The 15833-nt window shown below is 63.4% G+C and carries 11 protein-coding genes; 1 reads left to right on the top strand and 10 read right to left on the bottom strand.

Translation table 11 applies throughout. The features are described from left to right. Nucleotides 1–54: 54 nt before the first annotated feature. The gene (locus tag AB5I84_RS04305; RefSeq protein ID WP_369454624.1) at nt 55–180 is read right to left on the bottom strand and encodes a hypothetical protein; all 126 of its coding nucleotides are present in this window, start codon (nt 178–180) and stop codon (nt 55–57) included. Between the two features lie 525 nt (nt 181–705). Here AB5I84_RS04305 and AB5I84_RS04300 point away from each other — a divergent pair. Continuing rightward, nucleotides 706–2160 (top strand): methylenetetrahydrofolate reductase C-terminal domain-containing protein, encoded by a 1455-nt coding sequence (locus tag AB5I84_RS04300; RefSeq protein ID WP_369454623.1) that lies wholly within the window; start codon nt 706–708, stop codon nt 2158–2160. A 161-nt stretch (nt 2161–2321) separates the two neighbouring features. Here AB5I84_RS04300 and AB5I84_RS04295 read toward each other — a convergent pair whose 3' ends face one another. The 9 genes from AB5I84_RS04295 to AB5I84_RS04255 form a co-directional block, all read right to left on the bottom strand. Then, nucleotides 2322–2825 (bottom strand): flavin reductase family protein, encoded by a 504-nt coding sequence (locus AB5I84_RS04295; protein ID WP_369456060.1) that lies wholly within the window; start codon nt 2823–2825, stop codon nt 2322–2324. 131 nt (nt 2826–2956) lie between these two features. Further along, a complete protein-coding gene (locus AB5I84_RS04290) occupies nt 2957–3985 on the bottom strand; it encodes a methionine synthase (RefSeq protein WP_369454622.1) in 1029 nt (342 codons plus the stop codon). Nucleotides 3986–4010: 25 nt separating this feature from the next. Then, nucleotides 4011–4994 (bottom strand): DUF1852 domain-containing protein, encoded by a 984-nt coding sequence (locus AB5I84_RS04285; protein WP_369454621.1) that lies wholly within the window; start codon nt 4992–4994, stop codon nt 4011–4013. A 320-nt stretch (nt 4995–5314) separates the two neighbouring features. After that, a complete protein-coding gene (locus AB5I84_RS04280; RefSeq protein ID WP_369454620.1) occupies nt 5315–8653 on the bottom strand; it encodes a putative Ig domain-containing protein in 3339 nt (1112 codons plus the stop codon). A 751-nt stretch (nt 8654–9404) separates the two neighbouring features. Continuing rightward, a complete protein-coding gene (locus tag AB5I84_RS04275) occupies nt 9405–11861 on the bottom strand; it encodes a TonB-dependent siderophore receptor (protein WP_369454619.1) in 2457 nt (818 codons plus the stop codon). Between the two features lie 85 nt (nt 11862–11946). After that, nucleotides 11947–12927, bottom strand: coding sequence for a siderophore ABC transporter substrate-binding protein (locus AB5I84_RS04270; protein ID WP_369454618.1), 981 nt, complete (start codon nt 12925–12927; stop codon nt 11947–11949). 2 nt (nt 12928–12929) lie between these two features. Further along, on the bottom strand, nt 12930–13706 hold the full coding sequence (locus AB5I84_RS04265; protein ID WP_369454617.1) for an iron ABC transporter ATP-binding protein: 777 nt from the start codon (nt 13704–13706) through the stop codon (nt 12930–12932). Then, complete coding sequence (locus AB5I84_RS04260) at nt 13703–14644, bottom strand: iron chelate uptake ABC transporter family permease subunit (RefSeq protein ID WP_369454616.1); 942 nt, start codon at nt 14642–14644, stop codon at nt 13703–13705. The genes AB5I84_RS04265 and AB5I84_RS04260 overlap by 4 nt, the downstream gene beginning before the upstream one ends. Next, nucleotides 14641–15606 (bottom strand): ABC transporter permease, encoded by a 966-nt coding sequence (locus AB5I84_RS04255; protein ID WP_369454615.1) that lies wholly within the window; start codon nt 15604–15606, stop codon nt 14641–14643. Before AB5I84_RS04255 ends, AB5I84_RS04260 begins: the two co-directional genes overlap by 4 nt. Nucleotides 15607–15833: the final 227 nt, after the last annotated feature.

Raw genomic sequence — 15833 nt, 5'->3', positions numbered from 1 at the left:
CCGCTGGCTGATTCCCGCCAGCCCTGCCTGCCCTAATTGCCCTACTTCCACTACCTACCATACCTGCTGTACCTGCTCCATCTGCTCCATCTGCTCCATCTGCTCCACCTGCCCCACCTGCCCCACCTGCCCCACCTGCCCCACCTGCCCCACCTGCCCCACCTGCTCCACCTGCTCCACCTGCCCAACCTGCCCAACCTGCCCAACCTGCCCAACCTGCCCAACCTGCCCAACCTGCCCAACCTGCCCAACCTGCCCAAGCTGCCCTACCGGCCCTGACGCCACGGCCGCGCTAGCGTGCCGAGCTGTGCCCAGAGCAGTGTCGCCGGCGGCACCGATTCGGCGGCGCCCAGTATGGCTGCATGGGTGATCTTTCCCGCTTGAACACCCGGCGCCGTCAAGCTAGCCGGCACTTCCCGAATGGGCGCGCGATCGACTCCCACGACCTCAAGCAGCCGCTCCGCGCACTCCGATGAAATTGAAAGCGGCACTGCGGCGGCCTTGCTATCCTGTCGCCGCATGCGCGCGGATTCCGGCCGCGGCGCACTGGCACTGGTCCTGCTCTGCCGCGCCACGGTGTCACAGCATCACTGCCGCCGGTCACAACCCGTGAACCGCGAATTGCGACCGGCGAGCTCCTAGCCGCGCACCATGAACCACCGATGTCGTTCCCCACGACGCCGTCCAACAGGGTATCGAACCGTTTTGAGCACGTTGAAACAGGCGCTGGCACAGCAAGACTTCGTCTGCGTGCTGGAAGTGATTCCACAGCCGTCGGCACGCCGCTGGGCGGCGTTGGAGCAGATCCTCCAGCACGGGCAGCTGGCGGGCGCGCCGCTGCTGCCGGCGTTCGCTGATCGCGTCGGTCTGCATCACGACATCGGTCCGCTGGCCGCCGCCGGTATCGCCAATGATCCAGCGTCAGCGCTGCTGCATTTTTCCGGCAAGGACCGCGAACGCAGCCATCTGCTGCAACAGATGGCCCTGATGGAGCAACGCGGCCTGCGACAACTGTTGGTGCTGAGCGGCGACCGACTGCCCGGCCACCAGCCGGACCAGACCCCGGTGCGCTACCTGGAGTCGGTGCCGGCATTGCAGATCGCCCGCGAATACGGCCCCGACTGGCTGTTAGGCGCCGCCCTCAACCCGTTCAAATACCTGGAAGAAGAACGCGCGGCGCAGTACCTGAAGGCGCAAAAAAAGCTGCGGGCCGGAGCGGATTTCCTGACCTTGCAGCTCGGCTACGATGCCGCCAAACACCTGGAGGCGCAGCGCTGGATGGCCGCTCAGCCGCAGCCCAAGCCGCTGCTGGCCTGTGTCATGAAACTGACCAGCGCGCGCGCTGCCACCCTGCAATCAGTGCCCGGCATCGTCATCACCGATGCCATGCGCAGGCTATTGGACGACGAACAGCGCCGCTCGCCGGCCGCCGCCGAGGCGCGCGCACTGGAGCGGCTGGCGTTGCAGATCATCGGCCTGCAATGGATCGGCTATGCCGGCATCCATTTGTCCGGGGTGCACACACTGGAAGAATTGCAGCGGCTGGAACAGGCGATCGACGCCCAACGTGGGCGCATCCATTCGCTGGAACACTGGCAACAGCGCTGGCGCGCCTGCTGGGAACGCGCGGATGGTGGGGACACTGTGTTTGCGCCGCCGCTGGATCGGCAGCCGCTGGGACAACCTGATGCCCGCGCCACCGGCCGCGAGCTGCGGCGCTACCGGTGGCTAGCACAGCTGCACCGCGTGCTATTTGACCGCCGCCACTGGCTCGGCAGCGCGGTCGGCTGGCTGGTGACACGGCAGTTCTGGCAATCGGCGGCCGGAGCACAGCTGTTGCATGCCACTGAACGGGCCGTCAAACGGCCGCTACTGGGCTGCGACAGCTGCGGCAATTGCCGGCTTGAAGACACCCTCTATGTGTGCCCAGAAACGTGCCCGAAGGGGTTAGCCAACGGTCCCTGCGGCGGCACTCATTTGAACCGCTGTGAGTTCGGCGACCGTGAATGCATCCACAGCGTCAAATACCGGCTGGCCAAGGCCACTGACCAATTGCCGCAACTGGCGCAGACGCTTATTCCCTGCATCAACGCTGACGACCGGCACCGCAGTTCCTGGCCGCGCTGGTTTGAGGAAGAGGACTCAAGGTCTGAGCAATGAAGTGCGCTCGGCAGCGCCCGAACCACTGGCCGCAAGCGGTCAGCGCTGAGGCCGCCGCAGCATTCGACGCGGCGGACGGAACCGGCTTTGAATCCAGAACTCGACGACACCTGCGCTAGCACGTAGCTGTCGAGCGAGGCGCTCGGCTACCGTCAAAAAGTTTACGCTGGCTGCGGCAAGGTGGCGTATTGCCCTTTGAAATACAGCAGCGGCTGCTCCACCACTGCATCCTGCAATTTCAACGCCTTCACTTCGCCGATCACGATGATGTGGTCGCCGGCCGCATGTTCAGCGTGGATCTCGCAATCGAACCAATGCAAACAACCGGCAATCACCGGGTTGCCCAATGGCGACCGGTGCTGCTCCACGCCCTGCCATTTGTCGGCACTGCGCTGGGCAAACTGGTTGGAGATCGCCACCTGCTCACCGGTCAGGATGTTCACCGCAAAGCGCCCCGCACGGCGGATGGTGGGGTAGCTCAGCGAGCTAGCCATCACGCTGAACGACACCAGCGGCGGGTCCATCGACACGCTGTAGAACGACTGACAGGTGAACCCCACCGGCTCGTCATCCAGCTGCGATGAAATCACCGTGATGCCAGAGGCGTAGTGGCCCAACGCATCGCGAAAGCGAGCGGGGTCAATGGCGGTACTGAAACATGACATGGTCAATTCTGAATCCTGGACGGCGGAGAAAGCGTGGTGCGTGCGCGGTCGGCGCGGGCCACTTTGGTTGCAAACCAAGCAGCGCGACCGGGGTCACCGGCCGCGCCATGCGGTCGACTGCGCCGTTGCAGTCAGCCGGCCAGCTCGCGCCGCACAATCTCGGCGCCGGCACTGAGTGCCTGCAGTTTGCCGCGCGCCACATGGCGCGGCAGCGGCGCCATGCCACAGTTGGTGCAGGGGCAGAGTTTGTCGGCATCGACAAACTGCAGCGCCTTGCGCAGCGTGTCGGCCACCTGCTCCGGGGTTTCGATGGTATGGGTGGCCACGTCGATGGCGCCCACCATCACTTTCTTGCCGCGCACCAGTTCCAACAGTTCCATCGGCACGCGGGAGTTCTGGCATTCCAGCGAAATGATGTCGAGGTTGGACTGCTGCAGTTTGGGGAAAATTTCCTCGTACTGGCGCCACTCGTTACCCAGCGTTTTCTTCCAGTCGGTATTGGCCTTGATGCCGTAGCCGTAGCAGATGTGCACTGCGGTTTCGCACTTCAGACCTTCAATGGCGCGCTCTAGCGTGGCGATACCCCAGTCGTTCACTTCATCGAAAAACACGTTGAACGCCGGCTCGTCGAATTGAATGATGTCGACCCCGGCGGCCTCCAATTCCTTGGCTTCCTGGTTGAGAATCTTGGCAAATTCCCAGGCCAGTTTTTCACGGCTTTTGTAGTGCGCGTCGTAGAGCGTGTCGATCATGGTCATCGGCCCCGGCAGCGCCCATTTGATCGGCTGCTGGGTCTGCTGACGCAGGAACTTGGCGTCTTCGACGAACACCGGTTTCTGCCGGCTCACGGCACTTTTCACGGTCGGCACGCTGGCGTCATAGCGATCGCGGATGCGTACCGTTTCGCGCTGCTCGAAATCGACGCCGTCGAGGTGCTCGATGAAGGTGGTGACAAAGTGCTGACGGCTCTGCTCGCCATCGCTGACGATATCAATGCCGGCCTGCTGCTGTTCCTGCAACGACAGACTCAGCGCATCCTGCTTGCCGGCGGCCAGTTCATCGCCTTCCAGTTTCCACGGCGACCAGAGTGTCTCCGGCTGGGCCAGCCAAGAGGGTTTCGGCAGGCTGCCGGCGGTGGACGTGGGCAACAACTTCTTCATGGCAAAATCCTGTGCTGGTGATCGCTCAAAGCGCGTAATTGGCTGACCACTGCTCAAGCGTGGCGCGGTACGGCTCGATGAAACATTCCTCGACAAACTTGCCCTGCTCGATGGCCAGGCGGCTGCGCTCTTCGCGGTCGTAGACGATGCGCGTCAGCGAGTAATCCTGGTGCTGCAGGCTCGGCTGGTAGCGCTGGCCGGCCGCGGCGTTGGCGTTGTAAATCTCCGGCCGATAGATCTTCTGGAACGTCTCCATGGTGCTGATGGTGGAGATCAGCTCCAGGTTGCTGTAATCGGTGAGCAGGTCGCCAGTATGGTAGAACGCCAACGGCGCAACGCTGCCCGGCGGCATGAAGTAACGCACTTTCATGCCCATTTTTCCGAAGTAATCATCGGTCGGAGAAAACTCGTTCTGCAGGTACTCCACGCCCAGTACCGGGTGCCGATTGGCAGTGCGGTGGTAGACCTTGCTGCTGGACACACTCAAGCAAATCACCGGCGCTTTGCTGAAGTTCTGGCGGTAAGTTTCCGACGCCACAAAGGCTTGGAAGATCTGCCCGTGCAGCACACCAAAGTTGTCGGGGGTGCTGAAGCTGTCGCGATTGCGGTTGTGCTCCAGCAGCAACACGCTGAAGTCATAGTCGCGTACATAGGACGAAAAGTTATTGCCGACGATGCCGCTGATGCGGGTGTCGGTGCGCCGGTCGAGGATGTGGGTCTGCAGCACCTCGATCAGCGGCAACGCATGGGCGCTGCTGTCAGTGCCGATCTTCATCTCTACCGAGATGATGTCCAGCTCCACCCGGTAGCGGTCGCCTTCCGCGTTATCCCAGTACGCCAGGTCGTTGAACCGGTTGTCGATCATGGTCAACGTGTTACGCAGGTTTTCCTGGCGGCTGGTACCGCGCGCCAAGTTGGCGAAGTTGGTGGTCAGGCGCGTATTGCTCGACGGCTGGTAGTGCTCATCGAAGCGGATACTGTTCAGGGAAAACACAAATTGTTTGCTCATGGCTCTCGGGCGTCCTGATGATCCAAGATGGAATCGGGTCTGATTTCCGGGTTCGCTGCGGGCGTTCCGGCCGGCTGCTCGCCGACGCTGATAGAGCGCGTATCGCGGGCATTGGCCGGGGGTGTGTTCCGCAGTAATGAACGACGAGAGTTTTATACCCGAACGCTACTATGAAAAAAAATGATGTTATCTCACCGAGACATGAGAGCAACTCATAATCAGTACAGAATGACTGATGGCATCCGCTGTCAACACCGTATCCACCCACAAAAAAGCCCGCGATAGCTTGCGGGCTTTTTTGTGGCGCCGGGGCAACTGCGTTAGAACCGGGCGCTGGCATCCAGCCCGATGCTGCGGCTGCGGCTGTCGCCGTCCAGTCCTTGGCTGTGGCGGTAATCCAACCCCAGCGTCCACAGACGACCGAGCACTAAGCCGACACCCGCTTCCACGCTCAGCAGGTCGCGGGAGGCTGGTGCCGCCGAGAGACGGTAAGGCGCGCCGCCGAGATCGGCGTAACCCAGCGCCGCTGCACTACTGCCCTCAAAGTCATGGCTGTACTCCACCCGCGCACGTGGCGTCAGCTGCCCCCAGCTGGTCAGCCAGCCTTGTTGCAGCCGCAGCCCGGCGCTACCGGATACCGCTTCCACCGTTTGCCGTTCGAACTGCAGGTTGTACCAATCGGCACCATATTCGGTGAACGGGTCCAGCCGCGAGTGGGAGCCGGCCAGTCGTACATAGGGCGACAGCTGGCGCAGCCCCTGCTGCCACTCCCAACCGCCGGTCAGCGCGGCAAATACCTGACCGCCACTGCGCTCGCCGCGCGCCAACAACGCGGTGTCGGTGACATGGCGACGGCTGTCAAAGTCGAGGCGGCCGTAACCCAGCAGGCTGTCAACAAACCAGCCTGGTGACGGGCGATAACTGCCGTACAGCGCCAACGACACCGAGCGCGCCCGGCTGCGGGTGCCGGCATCACCGACATCGGTCTTATCTTCGCCGTAGCCGAGGCCCACACCCGCGGTCCAAGCTGGGCTGAAACGAAAATCGGCACCGCCGCCCCAGGTGACTTGGGTGTGATCGAGATCCAGCAAGCCGTCATCGCGCTCGCCGAAGCTGATGCGCGCGCTGCTCCAAAATGCCAGTTCATCAAGCTGCCCGGCGGGCGCCGCTGGGCCACTGCCGGTGGGCGCTGACAACGCCTGCGCCATGGCATTGAGAGCGTCTTGCAGCGCAGGGCTGCCGCGCTGCTCCCAATGGGCGGGCTGGGTGCGCGGCACCATGTCCACTTGCACCGCAAAACGGTTGCGGCGCGCCGGTTCATCATGGTGCAGCTGCTCCAAGCGCCGACCAATCAGATCAATTTGTGCTGTCGCCAGTCGCTTGGCGGCGTCAGTTTGTGCCCGTACCAAACCGATCACCTCGGCATCCTTGGACGGGTCAGGCCGCGCGATCACCTGGATGCTCACGGTACCCGGCGCCGACACGCCACCCTTGTTGGTCAGCGTGTACTGCAGTGACGCACGGCCGGAAAAGTCCGCCGCAGCCTGGAAACGCAGCCGGTAGCCGTCATCGACCAGCTCGGCGACGCCGGCCGCCGCCAGCGGCTGCTGGCTGATGGCCGCGGCACTGAACGGGCCATGCTGCGCACCGTCGGTCAGCCGCAGCTCGGCACTGTTGCCAGCCACCACCTCCAGCACATGGTGTTGCAGCAGTGGCACCGGCAGTGCCGCCACATCAATGGTCACGTTGCCGCTGCCGCTGAAGCCGAACTGATCGGTGATCGATACCGTCAGCACCCGCTCGCCGCTGTCTTTCGGCACACCGCTCACGCGGCCATCAGGGTCCAGACTCAGACCGGTATGCAAGCGCCCATTAACGATGGCGAAGCTATACGGACCGGTGCCGCCAGCTGCGCCAAGCTGCACCGGGCCATAGTCATCATCCACCTGCACCGACGGCAACGTGGGCACCACCAAACTGATTACCGGCGCGTCCACTTTCAGCTGCAATGCCAACGTGCCGCTGAAGCCCAACGTGTCCGTCGCCGACACTGTCAGTGGGAAGTCACCGCTCAGTTCCGGCGTCCCGCTCAGCGTGCCATCCGGAGCCAACAACATGCCTCGCGGCACCGCGCCGGCCACCACAGTGTAGTCATAGGGCGCTCGGCCACCTTGCGCGCTAAAGGGGGTGTCGGGGTAGACACTGCCGCCGACGCCATCCGGCAGGCTGCTGGGCGACAGGGTGATGTTCGGTGCGTCGATGGTCAGGTCCAGGCTCAGATCGCCGGTGAAGCCGTGGGCGTCCATCACCTGCACGTCGAGCGGGAAGTGACCGCTGGTCTCCGGCGTGCCCGACAACATGCCCTGGACGTTCAACGTCATGCCGGCCGGCAGTACCCCGCTCACCACTGCGTAGGTATAGGGCGCTTGGCCACCTTGTGTGCTGAAAGGCGTGTCCGGGTAGGCACTGCCACCGACGCCGGTTGGCAGGCTGCTGGGTGACAGGGTGATCTGCGGTGCGTCGACATCCAGATCCAGATTCAGGTCACCGGTGAAACCGTTGGCGTCCGTCGCCTGTACACCGAGCGGGAAGCGGCCACTGGTCTCCGGCGCACCCGACAGCATGCCCTCCGCACTCAACGTCATGCCGCGCGGCAATACGCCGCTCACCACGGTGTAGGTGTAGGGCGCTTGGCCACCTTGGGCGCTGAAGGCGGTGTCGGGGTAGGCACTGCCGCCGACGCCGGTTGGCAGGTTGCTCGGCGACAGCAGGATATCTGGGGCATGTACGGTTAGATCCAATGAAGTCCCGCGCCTGACAAACGCATCGCGGATTTCAATGTTCACTGGGAAGAAACCGGTTTCAGTGGCCATTCCGCTTAAGGTGCCATCAGCCGCCAAGGTAAGGCCATCCGGCAATTCTCCGGGGCTCACGCTGAACGCATAAGGCGGAATGCCGCCAGTGGCCAAGAGTTGGCGCGAGTAAGGCTGACTAGCCGTGACCGACAGTACGTGTGTATCTAGGCTGAGTGAGCCGTGTTCAGCCGTTAAGCTGACATCCGTAGGAGAGCTGGCAAACCCGAGGCTGTCAGTGGCGATGAACGTGAGGGGGAATATGCCGTCCTCGGTAGGGGCGCCAGAAATCAACCCGTCTGCACCCAGACTCAAGCCGGGCGGTAGCGGGCCTCCGACACTGGTGAAACGGTAAGGCGGGGTGCCGCCGCTGGCCGCCAGCTGCTGAGCATACGGGTAAAAGAGCATGGCCGGCGGCAGGGACGTCGGTGACAGGGTGATCTGTGGTGCGTCGATGTCCAGATCAAAAGTCTGGTCGCCGGTGAAACTGTTGGCATCCACCGCCGACACCGTGAAGGAAAAGCGACCGCTCTCCTGTGGCGTGCCGGACAATACGCCCTCGGGAGTCAAACCCATGCCCCGCGGCAGCGCTCCCTGTTTCACGCTGAACCGGTACGGTGGGACGCCGACGCCTGCGGTCAGCCTGGTCGACGGATACTCGGTGCCGGCAACGGCTGCCGGCAGGCTGGACGGCCGTACCGTCAGGCTGTACGGCTGTACCGGCGGCGTCTGGTTCCCAGTCACAGTGATTCGGTAGACTCTTTCGGTGACGCCGTCCTCTGCGGTGATCTTGATCTCCACAGTCATGGCATCGCCATTGGGAGGCAGCTGGCCCCTCCAAGTGCCCCCGGACGTGATCGGCGATTGGTTCACCACCATGGTCGCTGCACTATTGCTTAACCAGAGCGTCAGTAAAAATATTTTTGTGCCGTACGGCAGCCAAATTTCCCCCACCCCGCCCACGAAGTCAAAATCTTGGCCCGACCACGTAGGAGCGGCGCTAATAGAGCGTAGATTTGCATCACTGGACAGTGACCCCAAGCGCATGATGCCTGCCGAGCGTCCATCAAACTCCGTCTGTAACCGCTGTACGTGACTAGGTGCCTGCATCAGGTCAACCCCGGCCGCCAGTGCCCCCATGGTGCTCAAACACAACAACAGCCCGGCCAGCAGCACGCCGAAAAGGCGGCCCAGCGATGATTGTTTCCCGCTCATGTCATCCCCTATGACCACGCCCCCAAGCCCCCTTGGCTGGCGTGCCCGATCCCCGTCAAAGTGATCCCCGCGCAGCAGCGCAACCTCCCCGGTCGTGATCTGCTGCGCCGGCTATTTTAAGTTCTGTGCCCGGCACTGCGGGCGCGGCGCGCTGCCGCTGTGCCCGCCCGTGGGCGGTTCTGCCCTGCCTTGCTGGTCAAGGTAAAGAGCCGCAACCCACCGGCTCAGCTTGGCCCCCCAAGCACTGGCCGACACCGCCGGCGAGCCGGTCCTCGTCATCGCCACAAAGCAAAAACCGCAGCAGGCTGCGGTTTTTGACGTCCGTCACAATGTCGGCGTTATATCAGAAGTCCACACTGGCCGACAGTTGGAATGTGCGCGGTGCGCCCAACGCCAAGTTGGTGAAATGCGGCGTCGCCCAGTAGGCCTTGTTGGTGACGTTGGTCACCGCCGCACGGAAGGTCACCGGGTAGTTCGCCAATCCCGTGCGGTAGCGCGCGCCCAAATCCAACAGCGTGCGATCCGGAATCGACTGGGTATTGGCGGCGTCCACATATTGTTTGGAGGCATAGCTGGTATTGGCGGTCAGCGTCAGCCGTTCCACCACCGGCACGTCCCACTCCACCCCCAGCTTGGCTTGCCATTCCGGCAGCCCGGTGGCCTGTTGCCCTTCCAAGTTGGGCGTCACCGCCCGCGTCACTTCGGCGTCCGAGTAGGCGACCCCACCCATGACCCGCAGGCTGACCACCGGCGCGCCGAAGAAGCCCCACTCCACCCCACGGTTACGTTGCTCACCCCCAAACACATATTGGTTGTTGTCGGTATAACCGTTGGGCCGCTTGATCTCGTAAAGGCTGAGCGTGTGGGCGAACTCACCAAGGTCGAACTTGACCCCGATTTCGTGCTGCTTGCTCTTGAAGGGCTTGAACACCTCACCGGCGTTGGTGGTGCCGATCGGCGCGATCGGTCCCTGGCTCAACCCCTCGCTGTAGTTGGCGTACAACGACACCTGTTCGGTGGCGCGGTACAACAACGCCGCCGCCGGCGTGGTGGCGTTCTTGTCGTAGCGCGGCTGAGCGGGGCCAGGCAGGTAGCTTTTCACCTCGCTCTCCACCTGCTGGTGCCGTACACCGACCGTCAGTTGCAGCTGCTCGTCGAAGAACGACAGCGTATCGGCCGCACCAACGCTGGTGAGCGTGGTGCCGGTATCGGTCAGCGCGGGAATGTTGGAGGGTCGCGCCACTTCCGGCCCCCATTCTGGCCGGTAGATGTTGCTCAACCAGTTGTTCGGCAGCAGGTTACGGAAGCCGCGCAGGGTGTAGTCCTCTTTGTAATAGGTGGCGTTGACCGCAAAACGGTGCCCCACCACGCCGGTCTGAACACTGCCTTGCAGGCCCACTTCCGCCGATTTGCGCTCCATGCGGTCGGAGACGCCGCTGTAGTTAATGGAAAAATCACCGCTGCTATTGAGCACATTGCCGACCCCCATAATGGTGTCGATCTCCGACTTGCTGAGCCCCGCGGTGGCGTACACCATCAGTTGGTCGGTGATGTCGAATTCGCCACGCAGCAGCCCGCCTTTGTCCGTGTTGTCGAAAAACGACCACGGCGGGTTCCACGAGGTGCCGGGTTTGGGCGGCTTCGGCACCGCCACACCGGGCGCCAGCGTCAGCCCGCGTGTCAGCCCCTCGGTGTAGTCCTCCATGTGGTACAGGTCCGCCGACAGCCGCGCCCGTTCGCCGCGCCAATCCAGCCCCAGCGAGGCCATCTTCACTTCCTTGTCCTGCTTCTTCACCGCGGTTTCGCCATCGCGGTAGACGCCGTTGAAGCGCACGCCGAATTCATTGTTGTCGCCAAAGCGCCGGCCCACATCCACATGGCCGCCGACCTGGGCATCCGACTGCCAGCTGCCGGTGAAACGCGTCAGCGGGTCGTCGCCGGCCCGTTTGGTGACCAAATTCACCGCGCCGCCGGCGGAGCCTTTGGGCGGCATGCCGTTAAGCAGCGCCGACGGACCTTTGAGCACATCGATGCGTTCAAACATTTCCGGGGCGTTGCGGTGGTAAGCGCCGACACCAGCCAGGCCGTTCACCGACACGTCATTCACCGCCGACGGCAAGCCGCGGATCGAATAACTTTCCAGGCTTTCGCCGGCGATGCCGCTGATAAACACCGACGGATCGGTTTTGGCGATGATCTGCTGGATATCCGTAGCCTGCTGGTCGGCGATGTACTTTTCAGTGTAGGCAACGGTGGAAAAGGGCGTTTCCATAAAATCCCGGTCGCCGAGCAGGCCGACACGGCTGCCGGGCGCCACCTGCTCGCCGGCATAACGCAAGGTTTGCCCGGTCTGCCCCTGCACCGACACCGGCGCTAATGTCAGCGTGCTGGCGTCGCTGGCCGCTGTCGCCACCACCGCGTAACCGCCGCCCTGCCGTACCGCCTGCAGGCCGTGCTCGCTCAGCAGCGCCGCCAAACCTTCTTGAATGCTGTAATCGCCGCTCAAGCCGCCACTTTGGCGGCCGCGTGCCAACGCCGGGTCCAGCTGCACGCGTACCCCGGCGTGGCTGGCAAATTGGTGCAGCACCGAGGCCAACGGACCTGCCGCGATGCGATAACTGCTGCGCGCCACGGCGCTGTCAGCTTGCTGTGCCAGCGCTGGCGTCACCGCCGCCACGCCGCCAACGGTGCCGAGGCTGGCGCACAGCGCCCATGCCAATGCGGTGCGAGTGCCACGGGCGGGCGCCGGGCTGAGTGCTGAATCCGCGGCGGAGCGTCCGCCGTAAGTGTGTCGCAACATGGTTCCATTCCTCTCCTATGGAATTTGGTTTGGCTGTTTCTCCCTTGCCAACGGCACGCGCGAGCACGGGCCGTGGAACGCCTGATCACCGGTAGGCGGCGATCACGTCATCGGCCATACGGTCGATACAGGTCAGGCTGGCGGTGCACAGGTACCAAGTCTCCGGATCAACGAAGAACACCTTGTTCTGATTCCACGCCTTGGTTTGCTTCAGCAGCGGATTGGCCAGCGTGTCGCGGTTGACCACCGCGCGACGTTCCATCACCGCGGTGCGGTCGATCACGAACAAGATGTCAGGGTTAGCGCGGTGCACGAACTCGTTGGAAATCGGCTGGCCATGGGGGCCGGATTCAACATCCGGGCTGGCGGATTTGACGCCGAAGGTGTCGAAGATGAAGCCGTAACGCGAGCGCAGCCCAAACGACGACAACGCGCCATTGTTGTGCAGCACAATCAGCGCGGTCTCCGAGCGGCCGGCGGTGACCGCCTGCACCGCCGCCACGGTGGCATCGATATGGGCCACTTTTTCTTGCGCCAAGGCGTCTTTATCGAGAATGCGGCCGATGGTGAGCAAATGCTGCTTGGCCTCCTCCAGCGCATGGCCCTGGGTGTTGTTCAGGTCGATGTCGTAGTGGATGGTGGGCGCCAGCTCGCTGAGTTCGTCGTAACTTTGCGCTTGCAGCGGCGAGATCAGGATCAGGTCCGGCTTCAACACATGCAGCCGTTCCAGATTGGGTTGGATGGTGGTGCCGACATCCATCACCCGCTCGTCATCGCGGTAACGGCTGAGGAAACTGGACACGTAATCCTTGGAAATGCCCACCACCGGCGCCTGCAATTGGTCCAGCGTGTCCAGCTCGCTCATGTCGAACGCCACCACTCGCTGCGGCAGACGGGTGACGCGGGTGGTGCCCAGTGCGTGCTCCACCGTCACCGGGGTGTAGTCACCGGCGGCCTGCTCGGCCGCAACGCGGTCATCCGTCGCCGGTTCACAGGCGGTCAGCGCCGCCGCCATCACCAGCGTGGCCAAGGTGCAGGGCCAAACCCTGCGGTGCTCCATGCGCATCGTCAGTCTCCAGAAGGCAAAGGGTTGAAGTAATTGCAGAGGTAGCCGTGTCGGCACGGCACGATCTCTAGGTCTAGGCCGTACAGGTCCTGCAGGTTGGCGCGCGTCACCACCTGTGCCACCGGGCCGCTGCTGTGCACCCGGCCGCCGCGCATCGCCACCATGTGGTCGGCGTAGTTGGCGGCGAAATTGATGTCATGCACCACCATCACCACGGTGCGACCGTGCTCATCACACAGCCGGCGCGCGGCGCGCATGATGTCCACCGCGTGTTTCATGTCGAGGTTGTTGAGCGGCTCATCCAGCAGCAGTAGATCGGTGCGCTGAGCCACGGTCATGGCCAAAAACGCCATCTGCCGCTGGCCGCCGCTGAGTTCATGCAGCAGCGCTTGGCGCAGCGGCAGCAATGACAGGAACGCCAGCGACTGCTCCACCACCTGTTGATCGGCCGCGGTCAGTGCGCCACGGCTGTAAGGGAAGCGGCCGAACGCCACCAGCTCTTCCACCGTCAGCCGCAAATTGAAATCCAGCGTTTGCCGCAACGTGGCCACCCGCTTGGCGTACTCGCGCAGCGGGATGGCGCTGATGTCGCTGCCGTCTAACAGGATGTCACCGGCGCTCGGCGCCAGCAGCCGCGCCATGGCCATCAGCAGCGTGCTCTTGCCGGCGCCGTTGGGACCGATCAGCGCGGTGACCTGGCCGCGCGGAAACTCCAGGCAAATGTCCTCCAGCACGCGGCGGTCGCCGTAGGATTTTTCGAGATGGCGGACAGCAATCATGGCGTGCCTCGGCGTCGCACCATCAGCGCCAGGAAGTAGCTGCCGCATACCAGGTTCACCAGGATGCTGACGGTGGTGTTGTAGTTGAACCATTGCTCCACCAAGAACTGGGCAACGATGAACAGGCCGATGGCGATGGCACAGCTCATCGGCAGTGTGACCCGGTGGCGGCTGCTGCCAGCCAGGGCATAGGTGATGTTGGCGACGAACACGCCCATGAACGCGGTGGGCCCGACCAAGCTGGTGGACACCGCCACCAACACCGCGATCAGCGTCAAATAGAGGCGCACCGCGCGGCCATAATCCTCGCCCAGCGACAGCGATTGCTCGCGCCCCAGCGCCAGCAAATCCAGCACCCGGACTCGCCGCCACAGCAGCCAGCCCACCGCCGCCACCGCCAGCGCGGAGTACAGCACTTGGTCTGGCCGTGCGCGGTTGAACGAGGTGTAGTTGAGGCCCTGCAGAATGGAAAATTCACCGGGACTGGTTTTCAGCTGGATGAACTGGGTGAAGGTGGTCAACACCATGGTCAGCACCAGACCGGTGAGCAGCAGCAGGTAAACGCTGTGCTGCCGATCGCGCAGCAACCAGCGGTGCAGCAGCCACGAATAGGACAGCATCAGGGCCACCGACAACAACGCATTGCCGTGGCGGCCCAGCAGCACCAAGCTGTGCGCGCCAAGCAGCAGCACCAGCAGCGACTGGAACAGCAGGTAGATGGCTTCGTAGCCCATGATCGCCGGCGTCAGAATGCGGTTGCCGGCCAGCGTCTGGAACACCACCGACGACAGCGCAATGCAGACGCCGGCCACCACCATCGCCGCCAGCCGTGTCGCCCGTTTCGGAATCACATAGTTGACGTCAAAGCCGGAGCCGACCAACAAAAACGCCAGCGCCAGCGCCGCCACCAGCAGCCACAGCCCCCAGCGCGCGTTCATTTGTGCAGCCTCAGGATCAGCACCAGGAACAGCAGCCCACCGATGCTGCCGGCGGTGATGCCGATTGGCACTTCAAACGGATAAATCAGCAGCCGGCCCAGAATGTCGCAGGCCAGCAGCAGCGCCGCGCCCCACATTGCCACCAACGGCAGCGTGCGCTGCAGGTTCTCGCCGTAACGCAGTGCCACCAGGTTCGGGATCACCAGCCCAACAAACGGAATCGCGCCCACGGCGATCACCGACACCGCCACCGTCACCGACACCAACAACAGCCCCAGCGCAGCGGTGGCGGCATAACCGAGCCCGAGGCTGGCAGCCATGTCTTCACCCATGCCCAGTACCGTGAAGCGGTGGGCGTAGAGGTAGGTGATCACCACGATCGGCAGGATCAGGTAGATGATTTCGTACTGCCCTTCCACCACCCGTGAGAAGTCGCCCATCAACCAGCCCTGCATGCTTTGCAGGATGTTGTGGCGGTAGGCGTAGAACTCCGCCACCGCACTGAGCACGGCGCCGTACATCAGGCCGATCACCGGCACCAGCACGGTGTTGTTGAAACGAATGCGGCGCACGATCACCACATAGAGGATGCTGGCCAAGAAGCAGCACACTAGCGCGAACGCCATGCGGGTGCCGGCGCCAGCAGCGGGCAGCCAAGTCAGCGACAGCAAGATGCCGAGCTTGGCCGCATCCAAGCCGCCGGAGGTGGCCGGTTCGACAAAGCGGTTGCGGACGATCTGCTGCAAGATCACACCGCACACCGCCAGCCCGATGCCAGTCAGCACCAGCGCTATCAGCCGTGGCAGGCGGCTGGCGGTGAGCGTCAACCACGCATCGACGTTGCGCTGCCACAACGCCGACCACGACAGCTCGCCGGCTCCGACCAGCAGCGAGGCCAACGCCAACACCAGCAACAACAGCGGCAACGCCGCACGGCGCAACCGGTTGGGCTCAGCCAGCATGACCGCCCCGACGCCCGCGCTGTGAATACCCATGTACAGGCGCGCCGGCACTCCAAGGCCAGCGCGTCAAACCCTTCTCTCCACGGAAACTCTCCCTGAGCGTGGTGGCGTCTGATACTTTGACGGATGAGAATGCAGGTGATAATTGTTCGCATTATGCATGTGATCATTCCGATCACGCAACGCTCGCCACCGGCCCATTGTCGGCGCCCGGGCGTTGACCGCCT

The sequence above is a fragment of the Alcanivorax sp. REN37 genome (assembly GCF_041102775.1).
GTDB classification, from domain to species: domain Bacteria; phylum Pseudomonadota; class Gammaproteobacteria; order Pseudomonadales; family Alcanivoracaceae; genus Isoalcanivorax; species Isoalcanivorax beigongshangi.
The sequence above is the reverse complement of the archived record's forward strand: the minus strand, read 5'-3'. Positions and strand labels throughout refer to the sequence as shown.